Source organism: Pseudoalteromonas sp. SR45-6 (assembly GCF_014163545.1).
Taxonomy (GTDB): Bacteria; Pseudomonadota; Gammaproteobacteria; order Enterobacterales; family Alteromonadaceae; genus Pseudoalteromonas; species Pseudoalteromonas rhizosphaerae.
In genome coordinates this window covers 100,086-121,384 of sequence record NZ_JACJDM010000004.1, presented here as the reverse complement: position 1 = coordinate 121,384, position 21,299 = coordinate 100,086, and the positions used below count along the sequence as shown (strand labels likewise).

At 41.6% G+C, this 21,299-nt stretch carries 16 protein-coding genes; 7 read left to right on the top strand and 9 right to left on the bottom strand.

Annotation, left to right across the window (positions count from 1 at the left end; genetic code table 11):
* Positions 1-40 precede the first annotated feature (40 nt).
* Together H5158_RS03450 and H5158_RS03445 are read right to left on the bottom strand one after the other, a co-directional pair.
* Positions 41-2,878 (bottom strand): TonB-dependent receptor, encoded by a 2,838-nt coding sequence (locus H5158_RS03450; RefSeq protein WP_182739456.1) that lies wholly within the window; start codon positions 2,876-2,878, stop codon positions 41-43.
* Between the two features lie 96 nt (positions 2,879-2,974).
* Positions 2,975-4,348, bottom strand: coding sequence for a Gfo/Idh/MocA family protein (locus H5158_RS03445; protein WP_182739455.1), 1,374 nt, complete (start codon positions 4,346-4,348; stop codon positions 2,975-2,977).
* 262 nt (positions 4,349-4,610) lie between these two features.
* On the opposite strand from H5158_RS03445, the gene agaR reads away from it, so the two are divergent.
* The 7 genes from agaR to H5158_RS03410 all read left to right on the top strand — a co-directional run bounded on the left by agaR (position 4,611) and on the right by H5158_RS03410 (position 13,026).
* Positions 4,611-5,381, top strand: coding sequence for a transcriptional repressor AgaR (agaR, locus tag H5158_RS03440; protein ID WP_145240083.1), 771 nt, complete (start codon positions 4,611-4,613; stop codon positions 5,379-5,381).
* A 42-nt stretch (positions 5,382-5,423) separates the two neighbouring features.
* On the top strand, positions 5,424-6,707 hold the full coding sequence (locus tag H5158_RS03435) for a D-tagatose-bisphosphate aldolase, class II, non-catalytic subunit (protein ID WP_182739454.1): 1,284 nt from the start codon (positions 5,424-5,426) through the stop codon (positions 6,705-6,707).
* A 17-nt stretch (positions 6,708-6,724) separates the two neighbouring features.
* On the top strand, positions 6,725-7,861 hold the full coding sequence (locus H5158_RS03430) for an SIS domain-containing protein (protein ID WP_145240078.1): 1,137 nt from the start codon (positions 6,725-6,727) through the stop codon (positions 7,859-7,861).
* Positions 7,854-8,783: an ROK family protein gene (locus H5158_RS03425; protein ID WP_145240076.1), complete on the top strand. Its 930-nt coding sequence runs from the start codon at positions 7,854-7,856 to the stop codon at positions 8,781-8,783. The genes H5158_RS03430 and H5158_RS03425 overlap by 8 nt, the downstream gene beginning before the upstream one ends.
* Positions 8,780-9,943 carry an N-acetylglucosamine-6-phosphate deacetylase gene (gene nagA / locus H5158_RS03420; RefSeq protein WP_182717505.1) on the top strand — a complete coding sequence of 388 codons (1,164 nt, stop codon included), beginning with the start codon at positions 8,780-8,782 and terminating at the stop codon, positions 9,941-9,943. Before H5158_RS03425 ends, nagA begins: the two co-directional genes overlap by 4 nt.
* Positions 9,944-10,108: 165 nt before the next feature.
* Positions 10,109-12,193, top strand: coding sequence for an elongation factor G (gene fusA, locus H5158_RS03415; protein WP_182717504.1), 2,085 nt, complete (start codon positions 10,109-10,111; stop codon positions 12,191-12,193).
* Positions 12,194-12,594: 401 nt separating this feature from the next.
* On the top strand, positions 12,595-13,026 hold the full coding sequence (locus H5158_RS03410) for a hypothetical protein (protein ID WP_182717503.1): 432 nt from the start codon (positions 12,595-12,597) through the stop codon (positions 13,024-13,026).
* Between the two features lie 78 nt (positions 13,027-13,104).
* On the opposite strand, the gene H5158_RS03405 is transcribed toward H5158_RS03410, so the two are convergent.
* From H5158_RS03405 to tatB, 7 genes are all read right to left on the bottom strand, one after another.
* Positions 13,105-15,849 carry an ExeM/NucH family extracellular endonuclease gene (locus H5158_RS03405; RefSeq protein ID WP_182739453.1) on the bottom strand — a complete coding sequence of 915 codons (2,745 nt, stop codon included), beginning with the start codon at positions 15,847-15,849 and terminating at the stop codon, positions 13,105-13,107.
* 142 nt (positions 15,850-15,991) lie between these two features.
* The gene (gene hemB, locus H5158_RS03400; protein WP_182717501.1) at positions 15,992-16,999 is read right to left on the bottom strand and encodes a porphobilinogen synthase; all 1,008 of its coding nucleotides are present in this window, start codon (positions 16,997-16,999) and stop codon (positions 15,992-15,994) included.
* 9 nt (positions 17,000-17,008) lie between these two features.
* Positions 17,009-18,859, bottom strand: coding sequence for a diguanylate cyclase (locus tag H5158_RS03395; RefSeq protein ID WP_182739452.1), 1,851 nt, complete (start codon positions 18,857-18,859; stop codon positions 17,009-17,011).
* A 2-nt stretch (positions 18,860-18,861) separates the two neighbouring features.
* Entirely contained in the window at positions 18,862-19,644 is a 783-nt protein-coding gene (locus tag H5158_RS03390; protein ID WP_182739451.1) for a TatD family hydrolase, read from the bottom strand.
* Entirely contained in the window at positions 19,644-20,174 is a 531-nt protein-coding gene (locus H5158_RS03385; RefSeq protein ID WP_182717498.1) for a hypothetical protein, read from the bottom strand. The genes H5158_RS03390 and H5158_RS03385 overlap by 1 nt, the downstream gene beginning before the upstream one ends.
* The gene (gene tatC / locus H5158_RS03380) at positions 20,175-20,918 is read right to left on the bottom strand and encodes a twin-arginine translocase subunit TatC (RefSeq protein WP_149982219.1); all 744 of its coding nucleotides are present in this window, start codon (positions 20,916-20,918) and stop codon (positions 20,175-20,177) included.
* Positions 20,919-20,965: 47 nt separating this feature from the next.
* Entirely contained in the window at positions 20,966-21,298 is a 333-nt protein-coding gene (gene tatB, locus H5158_RS03375) for a Sec-independent protein translocase protein TatB (protein ID WP_149982218.1), read from the bottom strand.
* Between the last annotated feature and the right edge of the window lies 1 nt (position 21,299).

Below are 21,299 nucleotides of genomic sequence, written 5' to 3'. Positions count from 1 at the left end.
AGATGTGAATTCTGCATCTTGAGGTGGTGTGGGTATAAGCTTAAAATGATGCTGAAAAGCCAAGGCTAATCGAGCGACCATAGCGCGCTAAGCGACGAATTTGTTCTTCTGTTTTTACGTATGACCACTGTCTTTCATTGGTTAAGTTGGTTACGCTTAAATCAACTCGCACTTTCTCAGTGATATTGTAACTGGCACTGAAATCGTATTGGCCGTAGTCTGCCGCCCATTCTGGTCCGCCCCATGCATCAGGATAGACTAAGTAGTCTTCGCGCCAGTTATAAGCAATACGGGTTTGATAATCACCTTTTTCATAATAAATAACCGCGTTATACGAGTGCTCAGACATCCCCACAAATGGCAGATCATTTAGCTCTTCGTCGTCATAGCTGCTGTCTGTGAAAGTATAGTTTATTTGTACACCCAGGCCATCGAATGGTGCTGGAAGTATTTCGTCAAAAGACTGCTGATAAGCTGTTTCAAAGCCTAAAATTGTTGCGCCTTTTTCCGATGTAGGTGAGATTTTTGTAAAAATTGGGCCTTCTACAGCCACTCCATCTTTAAAATAATTACCCACTTGCGCAGTGCCTACTCGGCCGCGGGCAATCACTGATTCGATGTCTTTATAGTAGGCTGCAAAGGTTAGTGCACCATAGTCAGAGAAATACCATTCAATCGTCGTATCTATTTGATTGGCTCTTAGTGGCTTAATACCCGGGTTTGAGGCATGGTATTCGGCATTATTAAAATCTAAGTAGCTATAAGGCGATAGATAATCTAAGTTTGGGCGTGTGATTACTTTAGCCGCACTAAAACGATAGAGTAAGTCATCACGTAGATGCAATTTAAAGTTTAAGCTCGGTAGTACGTCTGTGTAGCTTTCTTCAGTGGTAGAGCGGGTGTAATAATCTTCAATTTCACCCTCAACGCGATAGCTTAATGCGCCATCTTTTTCGGTTATATTGTAACGAACATTATCAACATCAAAGATGTAACCATCTGATGTGACATCGGTTTGTATTACACGGACGCCCATGTTTAGTGCAAAAGGCAGTTTAGCAATATCGCCTTGTAGATTTGCTTCAACAAAAGCCGCTAAGGTTTGCTCAGTAAGGGCGAATGAATCCTTTGGGCTGTTCTTTGCGACAATTTTATCTTGCGCCGCTTGTGGATTAATTGATTCATAAAAAGCATACAGTTTGTCGTAATTAAAGCTTGCCCATGGATCCGGATGTTTACCAGGCTCACCATCTAAGAAGTTATCAAAGTTAGCTGGCACGAGTACATCTGCTGGTAAACGAAATAGGTTTAAGCCGCCTAGCTCTTCAACACTTGAGTCGTCAAAACTGTCGTATTCTGAGTTTTTAAAATAAGCGCCACCATTACTGAACATTGATGCATTTTTTGATTTATAAACACTGCGTTCTTTGGTTTGTTTGCCGTAATGAACGCCAAATTGAATATCTTTCACTAGTTCAAAAGAGGGAATATAGGTTGCTGCTAAGCGCACCTCTTCTATTTGGTCTTTCACATCGGTGCCTGAATTGTAGCTGTAATGCGCACCAAAAGGTTGTTCTGCACTCAGTGCTGGGGTCATGGTCACATCTGGCAGCATATTACTACCGGTTTGGTCGATAGTGATACCATCAACAAAACCACGTGCAACAATAAAACGATTGTTACCATTGCTGACATTTTTAGCTTGTGACTGTGAAATATCTAAATCAACCGTTAAGCTCTCTGTGGCATACCAAACCGTATTAAAACCCCATTGCCAAGTATCTGTATTACGTGGCACAGACACATTTAACAGCTCAGCCATTGCGCCATCAACTAGTTCTACATAATTAGCGTTACCATCTTCATTGAACTTTACTTCACCGATAGCGGGGATCCCCGGTGTCCAAGATTCATCATAGGTTACAAATGAAATTTGATATTGCTCACCATTGGTTTCGTATTGTGAGTACATGCTGTCAAAGTTAACATCTATACTATCTGACGGGCGCCATTGCAGCGCTAAGCTTGCACCCAGTCGCTCACGCGTATCCTGCCAATTTGAATAACGTACGTAGCCTGGAATAATCGATGGGTATGATTGCTCATTATCTTCAAGCTTGCCGTTACCGTTACTATCGATTGGGATACGTACATCAACATTCTCGTCTGGATCATAAAAACCTTCACCTTCATAAGAGTCTTCACGCTGTGTACGTTCAGAATATACCGCTGTAAACAGCGCTCCAAAGGTATTATCAAAAAAGGTATCACTAATTAAAAACGAAGCTTGTGGATTGGTGTCGCCAGTACGTTCTTCATAAATGCCTTTGGCACTGCCTGATAAAGTGAAACCATCTAAATCCAAAGGTTTGCGGGTTTTGATATTGATAACTGAGCCAATGCCGCCTTCTTGTGTTTTACTTTGTGGGGATTTGTATACTTCGAGGGATTGGACTATTTCGGGGGCGATTAAATCAAAATTAAAGTTACGGCTAGAATGCTCTGATGCCATACGTCGGCCATTAACGGTGGTAACGTTGTAGTCACCACCTAAACCTCGCACGGTAACATTTTGGCCCTCGCCGCCGTTACGGGTAATTGCAATCCCCGTCATCCGTTGCAATGCCTCGGCAATGTTTTGGTCGGGAAACTTACCGATATCTTCTGCAACGATAGCATCCATAACCCCCACAGCTTGTTGTTTTAAATACAGGGATTCTTTAATACTCGAGCGAACACCTCTAACTTCAATTACTTCGACTTGCTCTGCTTCGGCTTCTTTTTCTTTTTTTTTGTCTTCATCAGCTGCCAGCGAGGTGCCACTGAAGATGGCGCTCATAGACAAAAACAGTGTGGACAGTTTTAGTTGTGCTTTCATAATAGTTACCTGTATTTTACTTGTTGATGGTTGTTTTTTTATTGAGTTATTGCCACGCGTGTTGAGTGTATTTTTCTCCAACACGCGAGAGGTTAATTACGAAATAATGCCAAGTGGTTTTGCTTGCTGCCAAAGACCACGGGTGAAATCTGGGAAGTCTTTGCTGTTACTTCTATCGGCTACAGAATCAACAGATAGCGGGAAAACAGCTGACCATGCGGCTGCGTCATACACATCTTGATCAAGTGGTTCGCCATTGCGTAGGCAAAAAATAATCCGCCAAAACATCAAGAAGTCCATGCCACCATGGCCGCCGTTGCGTTCAGCCTCAGCGCCCATTTTTTGCCAGAGCGGATGATCGTATTTGTTATACCAATCAGCCATGTCATAATCCCACTCGTGATAGCTTTTACTGCCACCTTGCTCAAGTGCGATCCTATTTGGAAAGCCAGCAAACACACCGTTAGTGCCTTGAATTAAGTTATGACGAGAATAAGGACGTGGGGTGGTGGTATCGTGTTGCACCATAATGCTGCGACCTTTAACCGTTTTAATAATGCTGGTATTCATATCACCCGCAATATAGTTAAGTTTGTTGCGGCTGTGATCTGTGGGGAATTCTTTTTTAGCGTAGGCTGCACGGCCTAATGATGGCGAGCTCATCGAGCTTATATAGTCAAAACGATCGCCACGATTGATATTCATGTATTGTGAAACAGGGCCTAAGCCATGAGTTGGGTATAAATTACCATTAACTGCTGCATGCCATGGTGTACGCCAAGAACCTGTTTTATGGTCAATTTCTTTCATTTGCCAGCGTAGCTCATGGATATATGCTGCTTCACCATGCAACAATTCACCAAAAACGCCTTGGCGAACCATATTAAGAACCATTAATTCGTCGCGTCCGTAGCAAACATTTTCCAACATCATGCAGTTTTTCTGAGTTCGCTCAGAGGTGTTTACTAGTTGCCATGCCTCTTCTACAGTCACTGCTGCTGGTACTTCAACAAAAGCATGCTTGCCGCTTTCCATGGTATCGACAGCCATCGGCGTATGCCACTGCCATGGTGTTGAAATGATAACAATATCAATATCTTGGCGTTCTAGCATACGGCGGTAATCGTGATCGTTTTTGCCATAGGTGTCTGGTTTTTTTAAACCTTTATCAACAACAATCTTCACGGCCCTGTCTACAACGGCCTGATGGGTATCACAAATTGCTTTAATTTCAACGCCATCGAGATGACAAAAATGCTTAACAGCACCAACACCACGTTCACCCACGCCAATAAAACCAACCCTTACTACGTCCATTTTTGGCACAGTTAAGCCAAGGGTTGAACGTCCTTGTTGTGCAGTTCTTAATATCGATTTGGAATTGGTGGTAGAAGCACAACCCAAAGCCGCGCTGGTTGCTGCAATTGCGGCCATTGATTGTAAAAATCGTCTACGGTTGAGATCGCCCATAACATTGCCCTTATTGTTTATTATTTGTAAATTTGTTTTCGCAGGCTTTTATTTGTACACACAACAAAATGTCAATGCAAGATAAAAATCTTTCGTTTGCTTTCATTTTAAAGGGTGTTGTTTTTATTTTTTATTTTAAAGTCTTTATTTACAGTGGCTTAATTGCGTTTTTTAATGTTTAAAGATAAATGTAAAAAATTGAATTGAAAGTAAACGAAAGCTGCGTACAATGAATGAAAGTTAACAATGAAAGAGAGCGGACATGCTTAACACTATCGAAAGGCGTCATGAGATTGTGCAATTGGTCTACAAACAAGAGCGGGTGCAGGTTCCTGAGTTGGCTCAGTTGTTTGGTGTTTCAACGGTAACTATCCGTAACGACTTAAATGAGTTGGATGAAAAAGGATTGTTGGTACGGTCCCGTGGTGGTGCAGTTGCCAGTAATCGCTTAACTCAAGAATTATCATTAAAAGAAAAACACGATGCAAATCGCGGTATTAAAGAGCGCTTAGGTAAATTTGCAGCGAGTCTAATTAAGGATGGTGAATCGATTATTTTAGACTCAGGGACAACAACTGAAGAAGTCGCTAAAAATCTAACCAGCCACCACGGCGTAGTTGTCATGACCAATGGCTTAAATGTGGCGCACTCACTACTTAATGCGCCATCGGTTGAAGTGTTAATGACTGGTGGCACGCTACGTAAAAAATCACTGTCATTTTATGGCCGCCAAGCTGAACAGCACTTACAACAATATCACTTTGATAAGTTAATTTTGGGTGTTGATGGCTTTGAAAAAGATATTGGTATTACAACGCACTTTGAGCTTGAAGCTCTGCTAAATCGGGTGATGTGTGAAGTATCGCGAGAGATCATAGTAGTAACAGATTCTAGTAAATTTAATCGTAAAGGCGTGCATAAAATTATTGCCGCCAGTGAAATAAACGTACTGGTTACAGACAGTGGAATTCCAGCAGAGATAAAAACCGCGCTCGAAGATGCAGGTGTGCGGTTACATATTCTCGATCTTTAACTTTTATAACTAAACAAAGATTATCTAACGAAGAGGCTTGCAATGACGATATTACAGCAATTAATCGCAGCGAATAAACGCGGCGAAAAACAGGGTATTTATGCCGTTTGTTCCGCTCATCCATTGGTGCTAGAAGCTGCCATATTGCAAGCCAAACAAGACAATAGTTATTTATTAATCGAAGCAACCACTAATCAGGTCAATCAGTTTGGTGGTTATACGGGTATGTTACCTACTGATTTTATCGCATTTATTGAACAGCTTGCGACAAAGCAAGAGTTTGCAATTGATAAGCTGATCCTTGGCGGTGACCATTTAGGCCCTGTGTGTTGGTGTGATGAAAGCGCTGAATCGGCGATGCAAAAAGCTCAGCAGTTGATCGCCAGTTATGTTGGTGCAGGATTCAAAAAAATTCACTTAGACACCAGTATGCGCTGCGCCGATGATGAATTAATTTTAGCAGATGAAACAGTTGCAACACGTGCGGCGCAGTTGTGTGCAGTGGCTGAACAAACAGCATTAGATACCTTTGGCCGCAGTGACTTAGTCTATGTTATTGGTACTGAGGTGCCGCCGCCCGGTGGTGCCGATGAGCAAATAGATACGCTTGCAGTCACAGAAACTGACCATGTTGCTAGTACATTGGCATTGCATCACGATGCATTTTTACAGCAGGGGTTATCATCGGCATGGCAGCGAGTAGTTGGCTTAGTTGTACAGCCAGGTGTGGAATTCGATAACACGCAAGTATTTGATTATGATAGCGCTAAAGCGCAACGGCTAAAGCAATATATAAAGGCCGTTGATGGCATTGCCTTTGAAGCACATTCAACTGATTATCAAACGCCCATCGCGTATCAACAATTAGTAAATGATCATTTTGCGATTTTAAAAGTGGGCCCAGAGCTTACCTTTGCTTTGCGTGAGGCATTATTTGCATTAAGCCATATTGAAGATGCGCTAATAGACACCGAGCAATGTTCACATATACGCACTGTTATTGATGCCGATATGCAGCAGTTTCCGAAAAATTGGCAGCGTTTTTATCAAGTTGATAAATCAGTGCAGCAGCTTTATCGTCGCTTTAGTTTTAGTGATCGAATCCGTTATTACTGGGGACAACAAGGCAATCAAGCTGCCGTTGATAAGCTATTTAGTAATTTACAAAAACAACCGATACCACTGCCGTTACTAAGCCAATATATGCCATTGCAGTATCTTGCAGTGCGAAATAACACCCTGCAAAACAGCCCTAAATCTTTGGTACTTCATCACATAATGCAAGTAACCAGTCGCTACGCAGATGCGTGTTTTAAACAACAATAGACGTAAGTGAGGTAGTAATGTCTAGTTATTTAGCAATTGATGAAACCCTTTTAGAAGCTAAAAATAGTTTATGGACTGCAAAAGAAATTATGCAGCAGCCCGATTGTTGGCGAGCAACGCTCAGTATTGTAAAAGCTGCACGAGCGCAGCTAGATAGTTGGCTTGCGGGCGTATTAGATAAGCCAAATGCGCAAATAATTTTTACCGGTGCCGGTACCTCAGCTTATGTTGGTGAGGCGGTTGTTGGTTACTTGAATCAACAATTGGATATTGCTTGTCGAAGTGTTAGTAGCACAGAGCTTGTTGCCTGCCCAGAGCAGTATTTACAGCCAAATAAGTCAACTTTATTAGTGTCATTTGCACGCTCTGGCAATAGTCCTGAAAGTGTTGCCGCTGTTGATGTAGTGAATAACTATGTAAAACACTGCGCGCATCTATTTATTACTTGTAACCCCGATGGAGCACTGCATAAACAAGTAGCGCAAGATGAAAACTATTTCTCGTTATTGATGCCTACGCAAACACTTGATCACAGCTTCGCTATGACCAGTAGTTTTACCTCAATGTTGGTGGCAAGTGTGGCAATATTTAGTGATGCAGATAACGCTGTTTTAACTATTGCAGAAGCGGTTGAAAAAAATATTGCTGGTAAATTAGCTGAACTAAAAACATTGGCTGAACTGCCTATGCATCGCTTAGTGTATTTAGGCGCAGGATCCTTAAAAGGCTATGCGCAAGAATCAGCATTAAAATTATTAGAATTAAGTGCGGGTCAAGTTATGGGGTATTTTGAATCCCCGCTTGGTTTTCGTCACGGCCCAAAATCATTGGTTGATGATAAAACTTTAATTGTTTTATTTGGCTCAACTAATACCTATACCAAGCAGTACGATATTGATTTGTTGAATGAGTTACGTCGCGATAATAAAGCTATTGATGTTCACGCCTTGACGCTGCCAGATGACGCGGTGATGCAGCAATTAGACGATGTATTTAATGGCTTATATTATATGGTCTGCGCGCAAATAATGTCGTTCTATAAAGCGTGGCAATTAGGCATTACAGTAGATAACCCATGCCCAACTGGTGAAGTAAACAGAGTGGTGCAAGGGGTGACGATTTACCCGCTAAAACAAGGTGATATTAATGACTAAGCAGTATATTTATGGCATTGATATTGGCGGTAGTAAAATTGAACTTGCTGTATTTGACGCTTCATTAAAGCAACTTGAATCATGGCGCATTGCGACTCCGCAAAATAGTTATCAAGACTTTCTAAATGCGTTAGTTGGTATGATTTTAAGTGCTGATCATAAATATCAATGTCACGGTGCGGTCGGTATTGGTATGCCTGGCATTGTTAATGCAAACCAACAAGTACTGTCGGCTAACGTGCCTCATGCGACCGGTAAAAATGCCGCGCAAGATTTAGCTCAGTTAATAAATCGCCCGGTTGCGATCGAAAACGATTGCCGCTGTTTTGCACTCTCAGAAGCGCGCAGCAGCGTTGGTTTGCAACATACCCGAGTGTTCGGTGCAATTCTTGGTACTGGTGCGGGTGGTGGGCTGTGTATTGATGGTCAATTGTATAAAAGCGCCCAGGGAATTGCAGGTGAATACGGTCATTACGCACTTTCTGCAGTGTTACAGCAGAAGTACCAGTTACCTATTTTAAAATGTGGCTGTGGTTTAACAGGGTGCATTGAAAGTTATATTGCAGGCCCTGGCTTGGCGAGAATTTACCAGCACTTTTCTGGCGAAGTATTAACTACTTTTGAAATTGTTGAAGGGTTGAGAAAAGGCGACGTATTTTGCCAACAAAGCTTTGCCTGTTATTTGGATTTAATTGGCAGTACTTTTGCGGCAATTATTATGGCCTATGACCCTGAGGTGATTGTAGTTGGTGGCGGTATGTCTTTAGTTGATGAACTAATGAGCAAGCTTGAAGAGGCAATCGTACCGTATGTATTTGCTGATATTCGGGTGCCAAAAATAGTGCTTGCTGAATTTGGCGATGCCAGTGGCGCTCGCGGTGCCGCTATTTTGGCCAAAGAACAAGTGGGAGCGCTGGCATGATTGGATCAGTGTTTTACGTCAAAGCTGATGTAATTTATTGTCAAGAACGAGTACTTAAAAATCACTTCATGTTAGTTGAAAATGGCATTATTAGTCACTTTACGCAAAACCCTACGGCAGGTGTGCCTATTGATGATTATGGTAATGCTGCAATTATTCCAGGCTTAATTGATTTACACATTCATGGTCGCGAAGGTTGTGATGTGATTGATTGTAAAATGAGTAGTATTGAAACGATTTCATGCTCACTTGCAGAGCATGGAGTGACAGGCTTTTTAGCAACGACTGTGACCACCGATTGGCAACAAACACTTAATGCTATGAGTGTAATTGGTCAGGCATACACGCAGCAACCTAGCGGGGCACAGGTGCTAGGTGGCTATAGTGAGGGCCTGTTTTTCAGTGAAGTTCATAAAGGCGCGCACAATCAAGATTACTTTTTAGAGCTATCGCAGTCGCATCTAGAAGCGATGATTAATGCAGCCATGGGTAGCTTAAAAGTGGTTGCGTTGGCGCCAGAAAAGCCAGGCGCAAATGCATTAATTGAATACCTGACAGCGCAAGGAATTAGGGTAATGCTTGGTCACTGTGATGCCAATTATGAACAAACTCAAAGCGCACTTGAGCATGGCGCATGCGGTGGGGTGCATGTTTTTAATGGGATGCGTGGCATTCATCATCGTGATCCAGGTTGTGCCGGCGCGGTATTGATGAATGATGACGCATTTGTTGAAGTGATTGCAGATGGTGTACATCTTCATCCTACAATTTTAAAGCTGATCTATAAGCTAAAAGGTCCACAAAAAATCGCTTTGATCAGTGATTGTATCAATGCCGGTGGACTAAATGATGGTGAGTATAAATTGGGTAAAATGGATGTTGTTGTGCAACAAGGTGTGGCGAGAACTGCCTCCGGCTCGTTAGCTGGCAGCACTTTAACGCTTGAGCAAGCAGTTAAAAATATGCATCAATTAGGCAGTGTAGAGCTACGTGAGGCGATAAATATGGCCAGCATTGTGCCCGCGCAATTTCTTAATATTGCCAGCCAAGTTGGTTCTTTAGCGGAAGGTAAGCATGCGAATTTTGCTATTTTAAACAGCGATTTTAGTATTCAGGCGACTTATGTGAAGGGTCAGCGGTGCTTTTTTAAAAGTGCATAAAATGGCTAAAGCGCTCGGCTTTAGTGTGGCTATGCGCTTCAAAACCCATAGAAAGTAAAATATTATAAAATTGATTGCATTTTAAGCGACATGTATGGTGATGTTCGCTATAAGTAATGCTATACTCCCGCCGAATAATTTTTCGACTTTATTAAGAGTAAAATAATGGCAGATTTATCGAAGTACAGAAACATTGGTATTTTCGCGCACGTTGATGCGGGTAAAACCACGACTACTGAGCGTATCCTAAAGCTTACTGGTCAAATCCATAAAACTGGTGAGGTTCATGATGGTGAATCAACAACTGACTTCATGGAACAAGAAGCTGAGCGCGGTATTACTATCCAGTCTGCGGCTGTAAGCTGTTTCTGGAAAGATCACCGTTTTAACGTTATCGATACTCCTGGACACGTTGACTTCACAGTTGAAGTATACCGTTCATTAAAAGTACTTGATGGCGGCATCGGTGTATTCTGTGGTTCTGGTGGTGTTGAGCCACAATCAGAAACTAACTGGCGTTATGCTAACGAATCAGAAGTTGCACGTGTTATTTTCGTAAATAAATTAGACCGTATGGGTGCTGATTTTTACCGTGTAACAGAGCAAGTACGTAAAGTACTTGGCGCAAACCCACTAATCATGACGTTACCAATCGGTATCGAAGATGAGTTCTGTGGTGTTGTTGATGTTTTAACTAAAAAAGCATACATCTGGGACGAAACTGGTCTTCCAGAGAACTACACGATCGAAGACGTTCCAGCAGACATGGTAGACAAAGTTGATGAATACCATGAAATGCTAATCGAAACTGCTGTAGAGCAAGACGATGACCTAATGGAAGCATACATGGAAGGTGAAGTACCTTCTTTAGAAGATATCAAGCGTTGTATCCGTAAAGGTACTCGTGACCTTGCTTTCTTCCCTACATACTGTGGTTCTGCTTTCAAGAACAAAGGTATGCAATTAGTACTTGACGCTGTTGTTGACTACTTACCATCTCCTACAGAAGTTGATCCTCAACCGCTTATGGATGAAGAAGGTAACGAAAACGGCGAGTTTGCAGTTGTATCTGTAGATGAACCATTCAAAGCGTTAGCGTTTAAGATCATGGATGACCGTTTTGGTGCATTAACTTTCGTACGTATTTACTCAGGTAAACTTAATAAGGGTGACACTATCCTTAACGCGTTTACTGGTAAAACTGAGCGTGTTGGCCGTATGGTTGAGATGCAAGCAGACGACCGTAACGAATTAACTAGCGCACAAGCTGGTGACATCATTGCAATCGTAGGTATGAAAAACGTGCAAACTGGTCACACTCTTTGTGATCCTAAGCACCCAGTAACACTTGAGCCAATGGTATTCCCAACTCCAGTAATCTCGATTGCTGTACAGCCTAAAGATAAAGGCGGTAATGAGAAAATGGGTGTTGCTATCGGTAAAATGGTTGCAGAAGATCCATCTTTCCAAGTTGAGACTGATGAAGATTCAGGCGAAACTATCCTTAAAGGTATGGGTGAGCTTCACTTAGATATCAAAGTTGATATCCTTAAGCGTACTTACGGCGTAGACCTTATCGTTGGTCAACCACAGGTTGCTTACCGTGAAACTATCACTCGTGAAATCGAAGATAGCTACACGCATAAGAAACAATCAGGTGGTTCTGGTCAGTTCGGTAAAATCGACTACCGTATCAAGCCAGGCGAAGTTGCTTCAGGCTTCACGTTTAAATCATCAGTTGTTGGTGGTAACGTACCTAAAGAATTCTGGCCTGCAGTTGAGAAAGGCTTCAAGTCAATGATGAGCGAAGGTGTGCTAGCTGGCTTCCCAGTGCTTGACGTTGAAGTTGAACTTTTCGACGGTGGCTTCCATGCCGTGGATTCATCTGCAATCGCATTCGAAATCGCTGCTAAAGGCGCTTTCCGTCAATCGATCCCTAAAGCGGGCGCACAACTTCTTGAGCCAATCATGAAAGTTGACGTGTTCACTCCAGAAGATCACGTTGGTGATGTAATCGGTGACCTTAACCGTCGTCGTGGTATGATGAAAGACCAAGAAGCTGGTTTAACAGGCGTTCGTATTAAAGCTGACGTTCCGTTATCAGAAATGTTCGGTTACATCGGTTCATTACGTACAATGACATCAGGTCGTGGTCAGTTCTCTATGGAGTTCTCACACTATGCACCATGTCCACAAAACGTAGCTGAAACTGTAATCGCTGCAGAAAAAGAGAAAAAAGCTGCTAAGTAATTAGCCTTTAAACTCTTAAAAAAACCCGCACCTGTTGCGGGTTTTTTATTGCCAGAAATATTATCCCTCCAACAATCGAATACTTTTTTGTTGTCATGCTAGTAATGAGTAGTTAGCACTCTTTAGTAGTTATTTAAGCAAACAGTTAAATAATAGAAAAAGAATCAACTATTTATTACTGCAGTTTAAACGTCATTCCACTCATAAGTTGTAGTTTAAAAGCTGGCTGTTTTACTAATTAAACTAGTTATTTATAACTAGGTAAAAAGTAGTGCAATTACTTGAATCTTAGTTACTAATACAGGTAGAATACCCGCTTATGCCACCCATATACGCATATTAGAGAAATGGAAGTCTCTCGAATAAAGAGACATATATGTGTACTTTTTTAGGACGTTTATATGAATGCAATTAAATTGAGCCCAAACTGGCTGTTGCAGTTAGTTATGATACTAACCCTTTGTGCAGTTGCTTTTTTGCTAACAATCATCTTTGCTGTTAATCAGACTTTTTTAGCCCTAATTATTGTTCCTGTTATTTTTATTATCTCAATTTTAAGTATCGCCAACTTGCGTTTTATGCATTGCTATAAAGCGGGTATTTACTACTCTCAAGGGTTAAGTAAAAAATATATTAATGCAGATGAAATTGTTGATATTCAATTTAACTCATTAAAATTACTGACTGTATTATCGGTTTCTTTAGAAAATAACAAAGTAATCCACTTTTATAACTGGCAGTTTGACGAGCAAGCCCAGCAGTCAATTAGGTGTTGGTATAGCAAAAAGAAGAATCGCTGTAATAATTCACAGCATACTGAATGTAATGCATAGAAAAGGCCGCAGTTTAGCGGCCTTTTTACTAATCTGAACTCTGCTGAATAAAGCTATTCAAGCAGAGTTTAGTTTATACTACGCTTTTTTACGGCGCAGGAGTGTTAGTGGTAACGCCAGTAACGTTAACCAAAATAATGAACCTGAGTCATCGTCTTCGTCATCAGTTTCATCATTAGCAATATTAATGTACACAAGCTGCGCATTTGATAAATTACCAGCACTGTCTTTTGCTTGTACCATTAATGTGATTTTTCTTTCAAACTCATAGTCTAAATCACCAGCAACGATTAGTTGCCCTTGCTCATTTATAGTTACTGCATCGTGGCCAGATACAATGAAGCCAATAACGGGTGTGTACTGTGCATCGGCATCACTAAAGCTCAATTGACCAATGACAGTGCCAATAGGGCTATTTTCACTGATGTTAAAGCTTTGCTCAGGCTCTAGCACTGGAGCTTGTGGCTCAGGCGTTGGCTCTACAGCAGGGGTAGATTGAATATCAATAATTACAGGGTCATGATCAGAGGCACGATAAGCACTCTCTGAATACAAGCTAGCAACTTGAGAATCAGATTTAAACTCTACGTTATAATCAAGACTGATCGGCTCATCAGCATTGATATGCCAATCTGTCGCTGCGACAACTTTAGCAAGTAAACTTGGACTAGCAACAGCATGATCTAAGCTACCCATGCGGCCAGAAAAACTATATGAATAGCCAAGAGTATTACCATCTAATTCTGCGACGACATTTTTAAATCCTTTATCAGCAAATGCGCGTATTGGATCTTCCATCGCATAGGCATTCATATCGCCTACTAAAATGATGTCTTCATCGTCTACACCAGTTGGCTTGCTATCAAGCCAGTCAGCATAAGCATTGGCGCCCGCTACACGGATCTCATTCCAACATGCTTGGCCATCACCTAAATCAGCATTGTTGCCATTAGCACTGCCACAGCTACCTTTGGATTTTAAATGCGCTACAGCAACAGTAAATACTTCTTCTGATTGAAGAGATTTGAAGCTTTGTGCAATAGGTGGGCGGTTACTATAGTCAAATGGATATTGGGTTGTGATAGCTGCGGTGCCAACTTGTGCGACTTTATTTGCACGGTAGATAAGTGCGGTGGTAATTTCATCAGTACCAATTTTATCTACGTTAAAATTAACAAAGGCGTATTCATTATTGCTATCTTCATCGTTTAACGCATTAACAAGGCTAGCAATAGCGCTATTTGCACCGAAACCATCGTTTTCGATTTCCATTAAACCGATAACATCAGCTTCTATAGCAACAAGTGCACTGACAATTTTCGCTTGTTGGCGAATAAATTCAGCTTCACTATCAGCCCCACGACTGGTTGGGAAACCAGCACCTTGGCCATCACCATTGAAGTAGTTAAGCACATTAAAGCTTGCAATCCGAAGATCTGCATCAGCGTGCAGTTCTGGTGCATCTGTACGTGGATTAGTTGCAACAAAAGTTGGTTGTACTGTTGGGTGAATGCGATAGCGATCAAAGCTGTAACCCATTACACCAGTGATTGCGTTCACAGAATCACCTAAACGTAATGTGTTATAAGCGTCTAAGCCAGTACCTGGGTAAGAAACTGGGTCAAGATTTTGTTTCGTTGAACCATCATCAAGTAAGATTTGTTTCTTGATGTTTTCGGCTTCAACAGCGTTAGCAGCATCACCGGGAAGGGCTATTTGTGTACCTTGATATAAACGTTCTGTGGCAAGACCTACTTCACCATAACGGCCTAAACCATAGTTGTTGCTAACGACCAGCGGTTGTTCTAGTGAAACCAGCATGCCTTCATAAGCTTCTAAATCGGCTACATTATTAACAGGGAGAGTGATGCTTGTTGCTGTTGGCGTTAAGCCTTTAGCACACACTTCTACTTGACTAACATCACCAATTTGGGTGGCATTAAAGTATTCAGCAACACTGCCTTTGACGCGCACATGGTCACCAACATTGACATCGGTATCAGCAAAATAAACAAAGACACCTTCAGAAGTAAGTGGGTTTGTATCAATATCTGCATCAAGTGATGTAATAAAGAAGCCACTTAATTGCTCACTACCTTGAAAATCAGCAGTTACTACGCCTTCCAGCTCAATTTCTGTGTTTAATAGAGGGCTATCACCGCCTTCACCTTGTACAGCGCTGATCAAGGTTTTAGCTGCGCCGCATTCTAATGGTACTAACGGCTCCGGTTCTGGCTCGGGATCTGGTTGGTTGTTTTCACCGTGGAAGCCTAGGCCAGAAAAGTCATCTTTATCAAATTGTAGCCATTGTTCACTAGGATCAAATGACGCAGTAGCATCGCTACGACCTGCAGTAATACTTAGCTTGCGACGTAAGCTTTTGTCCTTGGTGCTAACACCTCCTGCTGACCATTCGCTACCAGGGTCAACGCCTAACTGACCAAAACTATCAACAATAGTGCCGTCTTTCGTAAGTACTAATGCATCATCACCATTGAAATAAGTAACGGTTGCTTCAATATCAGCTTTAGCTTTAAGCTCGTCTGCAGAGCCTGCATTTACGATTACATAGGTGCCATTGGCGGCTAAGCTACCGGATAGAGCAAGTGTATTATTTGGAGCTGTCAGGTCGCCATTGCCATTGGCGAAAAGTGAGATGTTATAGCCATCAAGCGATAGTGTTTCGCCAGAGGTATTAAAAAGCTCAATTGCTTTATTGTTACTACCACCTTCAACATATTCTGAAATTATTAAATTAGCAGAAGCTGGTGCACTGAGGCTTGCAATAACAAGCGCCAATGGCGTTATTTTTGTTTTGAACATTATTATTTTTTCCCGTGTATTGTGTCCCGAATGGGACAAACAGTTTAAGGAAAATTTATGACAAAGAAAATACAAAATGTTAATAATATGAAAATAAAAAGGGCGGTGAATCGCCCTTTTCTAAATTAAATATCTATGAGGCTTATCTTTTAAGCAGTTGTGCAGCTTGTTTTGCAAAATAGGTAAGAATACCGTCAGCGCCAGCACGCTTGAAAGCAAGCAAGGACTCCATAATTGTGGCTTCTTCAGCAAGCCAGCCATTATCAATCGCCGCTTTATGCATCGCGTACTCGCCACTCACTTGATAAGCAAACGTCGGCACACCAAATTCATCTTTAACTCGGCGTACAATATCTAAATAAGGCATACCGGGTTTCACCATCACCATGTCAGCACCTTCTTGTAAATCCAGCGCTACTTCACGAATGGCTTCATCGGAATTAGCTGGGTCCATTTGGTAGGTTTTTTTGTCCGCACCTTTTAAGTTACCAGCCGAACCGACTGCATCACGAAATGGTCCATAGTAACTTGAGGCGTATTTAGCTGAATAAGCCATAATGCGTGTATGAATGTGACCTTCGGCCTCGAGCGCTTCGCGGATCGCGCCAATGCGGCCATCCATCATATCTGAAGGGGCAACAATATCTGCACCCGCTTGTGCATGAGATATCGCTTGTTTAACTAATATTTCAGTCGTGATGTCGTTAATTACATAGCCATTATCGTCGATAATGCCGTCTTGTCCATGCACAGTAAATGGATCAAGCGCCACATCGGTGATTACCCCTAATTCTGGATAGGCTTCTTTGAGTGCGCGTACAGTGCGTTGTGCCAGTGCATCATCATTGTAAGCTTCTTCAGCAAGCAATGATTTTTTGTCCGCAGGGGTGACCGGAAAAATAGCGATTGCAGGAATACCTAATTCAACCAACTCTTTTGCTTCAATCAGCAGTAAGTCAATCGACAAGCGATCTATGCCTGGCATCGATGCAATGGCTTCACGGCGATTGTTACCTTCAAGTACAAATACTGGATAAATTAAGTCATTTACACTGAGTTGATTTTCGGCCATCAAGCGGCGCGAGAAATCATTGCGGCGCATTCTGCGCATGCGAGTATAAGGGAAAAGGTCGAGACCTGATTGGGCCATTATTTGCTCCTAGTCTAAAATTGGAAAACTAACTACACGATTACGCCCACTTTGCTTGGCATGATAAAGTGCTTTGTCGGCGCAGTCGGTGAATAATCCCGGATTATGAATGTCTTCTGCAATGGCGCTATATACACCAGCACTAATGGTAAACTTTATCTGGGTGTTTGCCACTGTAATTGTGGCATCCATGATTGCTTGGCGGATTTGCTCTGCTATTTCTACTGCACCGCCGAGGATGGTGTTAGGTAGTAAGATCACAAACTCTTCGCCACCATAACGGGCTACTTCGTCAAGTGGGCGTTTTAAATGGCTTTTTATAATGTCAGCTACAGCACGGATAGTTTGGTCGCCAATTAAGTGCCCGTAGGTGTCGTTAATGCTCTTAAAGTGGTCTATGTCGAGCATTATCACGCTTAAAGATGTTTGCTCCCGACGAGAGCGACGCAAGTCCATTACTAGCTTTTTATCGAAATAGCGGCGATTTTTTATTTGTGTTAATGGATCTTCCATATTGATTTGTTCAAGTGCGCGATTCTTTTCTTCAAGCTCTCGCAGGGTGACCTGAAGTTCAAACGTTCGCTCTTCTATATTTGCTTCTAAATCTAACCTAGCTTGTTCTTGTAGTGCTAAACGCTCTTGCAATAAAGCATCTTGTGCTTCACTTTGGGCTATTTTACTCTGCTGTGCAGTAACTTGAGCATCGCGTTCGATTAAAAAGTGTTTGATGGTAGCAAAGCTTAAACTGAGTGAGCAGATTAAAAAGCTAAAAAATACAAACGGTAAACCACGGGTATTAAAATCATAGATGTCAAATACGACAATTATTAGATAGATCTGCGCAGTTAAGAACATTAACATACTACATAAAAGCGCACTCAGAGGCTGCGTTCGCTGTTGCTTAATATCGATCCCTAACGCAGTTATGTGTAACAACATAATCAACACCGGTGCAATTAGGCTGTAATAAAGCATGATATTTGTAGGGAGCAACCAGATAAAAAATAAGCTGATAAAAAGTAACCAGTTACTCCATTTGTGTAAGGGTTGCAGCGCTGTTTTTGTGGGCAGGCGCAATTGTTCAAATAATAGCTTGAATAAGCAAGTGGTTAATATCAGCATGCTAGGCACGGCTAGCTGCTGCAAACTAGGCAAAGACGGGTGGAAATAGCGATAACCAAAGCCATATAAGTAAATCAGTAATAACCATAACGTGATTAAAATACTGCCACTGAGTGCAAAGTAACGTTTTCGTGAAAAGCCAAACATGACCAAGCAAGTGACTGCCAACGATAAAATAAATCCGACGAGCAGGCCGTACATTAAATTAAACTTACTTTTATCTTTTAAATATTCGTCATGCTGCCAAAGACTTAACGGCACTCTAACACCATCTAGACTTTCAACTCGAAGAAGTAATGTTGACTGACTTGCCGGTGGCAGTGTTAGCTTTACTAATAATGATTCTGTATTAATTTGTCGGTTATTGAGTGGTAATACATCACCAATTTCTTTAAACAATAATCTGTTTTGCTTAAAGTAATGGTATACAGCAACTTTATCTAATAACGGATTATCAATGGACAATAAAATTGGTAGCTCTGAATTCTCAGCGTTAACCAGTTGCAGGCGTAGCCATACGGCTTGATTAGTGAGTCCTAAATTGAGCGATTGCTCTGAAAGCTGTTGCCATTGCTGATTTGAGGCGAGCTTAGCTTGCTCTGCTGTGAAAGGCTGCAGGGAATATTCGAAAGGTATATTCACAAGGTGTTTAAAGTGCTTATCTAAGGTGATCTGCGTTGCGTTGGCCGTAAATGAAATAAATACAAAGCTATAAAGCAGCAACCAAACACGCTTCATTATCAGCCCTTGTGGTTGAATAACTGTTGGAAGTTAAGTGTAGTTTGCTTTGCAACAGTTGCAAACTCTAGTCCTTTTAAGGACGCAATAGTTTGGCATATATGTGGTAAATAGCTTGGCTCATTGCGATGCGATTTGGGTTTTGGTGTTAACGAGCGAGGGATCAAAAACGGTGCATCCGTTTCTATTAATAGGCGCTCTAATGGCAACATTGGTATCAGTTGTTGCAGTGATTTACCGCGACGTTCGTCACAGACCCAACCGGTAATACCAATGTATAAACCGAGCGATAAATACTGTTCTAAGGCGTGCTGATCACCAGTAAAACAATGTAATACTCCACGCACCGAATATTGTTGCAATATTGCCAGCATATCTTCGCTCGCATCGCGCTCATGTAAATATACCGGAAGGTTTAACTCTACTGCCAAAGTGAGTTGTCGGTGCAACACGGAACGTTGAGTCTCGCGGGGAGAAAAGTCGCGATTGTAATCTAATCCACATTCGCCAATCGCAACAACCTCAGGGTGTGCAGCGAGAGTGCGCAGTTGTGTTTCTAGTTTTCCATCGGCTGATTTTGCGTCATGGGGGTGAACACCGGCGGTAGCAAGTAGCTTGTACTGTTGTGCTAAGTTAATCGCTTGCTGACTGGAGTTTATATCGCAGCCAATTAACAGCATTTGGCTAACATTTTGCGCTTTTGCGCGAGCAATGATAGCCGAATGTTGAGCATCAAATTGATGATTGGTAAGATTTACGCCTGCATCAATGAGTGATGTGGTCATTAATTAGTGCGCTTAACGCGGATCGAACGATTCTGGCCTGCTTTTTTTAATAAAAAGGAGTTGAACATACCACGTTCAATAATCACGGTATCATTTTGGTCGATACGCAAGCTATCTGAGCCAATTTGACGCCATTGTTGACCGTTGTCTAAACTAATAATTAATTCACCGTATGGCGCTTCTTTGACGTTGCTAACGACGGCTGATATTTCATTGTCATTATCTCTTGCTACTTCTTTGTGTTCTAAACCAAAATCGTCATTTTTAGTCTTAGCTATTTGCTCATTGGCTACTGCTGCAGCTGTTGGTGCGCCAACGTTAGGGGCTGCTGAGTTGGTAGGTGGGGTTAAGGTTTTTGTTGTTGCTGGCTTACTTAATGATTTACCCGCCATAGTGTTGTCATAACAAAGCAGACGATTGAAGTCATTTTCTACAAATGTACATGCTTGTAAAGCTTGTAAGTTAACTTCATTGGCATGAACAGTAGGAATGCTTAATAAGGCAAGTATTGGTAGTAGTTGTTTTTTCATTTATTCCTCAGACTCATTTTGCTGGGGTTTAGCGCTATAAAAGGATGCTAAGATTAAACCCAATTCAAATAACAGTAGCATGGGAAATGCTAATAATGTTTGTGATAGTACATCCGGTGGCGTTAAAAACATAGCTACAACAAAAACACCGACCACAATATAAGGACGTTTTTCTTTTAAACTTTGTGTTGTGGTAGCGCCACTAAAACACAGCAGCATTATCGCTACTGGAATCTCAAAAGCGACCCCAAAAGCAAAAAATAGCTTCAACGCAAAACTTAAGTAGCTACTAATATCTGGTGCCAACGTCATCATTTCTGGGCCAACGCTAGTAAAAAAGCCAAGAATTATGGGTAGTACTACAAAGTAACAAAATGCGATACCGCTATAAAAAAGTATAATGCTAGATGCTAAAACAGGCATTAGCATGCGTTTTTCATGTTGGTATAACCCTGGCGCAATAAAGCCCCATATTTGGTGTAATATTAATGGAAACGCTGCAAATAAAGCGACAAATAAGGTTAACTTAAACGGCGCAAAAAATGGTGCTGTTACATCAGTAGCGATCATGGTTGCTGTACTTGGTAAGTGCGCAACTAATGGGGCCGCTACAAAACCGTAAATATCGTTCGCAAAGTAAACCAGCGCAATAAAAAATACCAATATAGCTAATAAGGCTTTCATAAGCCTATTTCGCAATTCAATTAAATGACTTACAAAGCCTGATTTAACTTGTTCAGTCATAATTTAACTCGTTACCGATATATAGACCATAGCCAACAAAAATAATTTCATTTTTGTTCATCAATATTCACTTTATCTGTTTGCTCAGAAGATCTTTTTTTATAACTGTGGGTGACTGAGTCCGCTGCCTTTTGTAATTCGCTGACCGAGTCTTTTATTGCTGGACTTAAGTCTTGCATGCCTTGTTGTTCAGCTTTTTTTAAATTTTGGTGTAACTCATGCACTCTTAATTCTTCGTTGACTTCAGCCTTAACAGAATTAGCCAACGATTTTATAGTTTTTACCCAACGGCTAACAGTACGAATAGCAACCGGCAAACGCTCAGGGCCAAGTACCACTAAGCCGACGATTAACACCACAACAAGTTCCCACATACCCATG

Bases quoted from the DNA above. Each gene is read 5' to 3' on its own strand.
- H5158_RS03450 (WP_182739456.1), bottom strand. From the start codon at position 2,878: ATGAAAGCACAACTAAAACTGTCCACACTGTTTTTGTCTATGAGCGCC.
- H5158_RS03445 (WP_182739455.1), bottom strand. From the start codon at position 4,348: ATGGGCGATCTCAACCGTAGACGATTTTTACAATCAATGGCCGCAATT.
- agaR (WP_145240083.1), top strand. From the start codon at position 4,611: ATGCTTAACACTATCGAAAGGCGTCATGAGATTGTGCAATTGGTCTAC.
- H5158_RS03435 (WP_182739454.1), top strand. From the start codon at position 5,424: ATGACGATATTACAGCAATTAATCGCAGCGAATAAACGCGGCGAAAAA.
- H5158_RS03430 (WP_145240078.1), top strand. From the start codon at position 6,725: ATGTCTAGTTATTTAGCAATTGATGAAACCCTTTTAGAAGCTAAAAAT.
- H5158_RS03425 (WP_145240076.1), top strand. From the start codon at position 7,854: ATGACTAAGCAGTATATTTATGGCATTGATATTGGCGGTAGTAAAATT.
- nagA (WP_182717505.1), top strand. From the start codon at position 8,780: ATGATTGGATCAGTGTTTTACGTCAAAGCTGATGTAATTTATTGTCAA.
- fusA (WP_182717504.1), top strand. From the start codon at position 10,109: ATGGCAGATTTATCGAAGTACAGAAACATTGGTATTTTCGCGCACGTT.
- H5158_RS03410 (WP_182717503.1), top strand. From the start codon at position 12,595: ATGAATGCAATTAAATTGAGCCCAAACTGGCTGTTGCAGTTAGTTATG.
- H5158_RS03405 (WP_182739453.1), bottom strand. From the start codon at position 15,849: ATGTTCAAAACAAAAATAACGCCATTGGCGCTTGTTATTGCAAGCCTC.
- hemB (WP_182717501.1), bottom strand. From the start codon at position 16,999: ATGGCCCAATCAGGTCTCGACCTTTTCCCTTATACTCGCATGCGCAGA.
- H5158_RS03395 (WP_182739452.1), bottom strand. From the start codon at position 18,859: ATGAAGCGTGTTTGGTTGCTGCTTTATAGCTTTGTATTTATTTCATTT.
- H5158_RS03390 (WP_182739451.1), bottom strand. From the start codon at position 19,644: ATGACCACATCACTCATTGATGCAGGCGTAAATCTTACCAATCATCAA.
- H5158_RS03385 (WP_182717498.1), bottom strand. From the start codon at position 20,174: ATGAAAAAACAACTACTACCAATACTTGCCTTATTAAGCATTCCTACT.
- tatC (WP_149982219.1), bottom strand. From the start codon at position 20,918: ATGACTGAACAAGTTAAATCAGGCTTTGTAAGTCATTTAATTGAATTG.
- tatB (WP_149982218.1), bottom strand. From the start codon at position 21,298: ATGGGTATGTGGGAACTTGTTGTGGTGTTAATCGTCGGCTTAGTGGTA.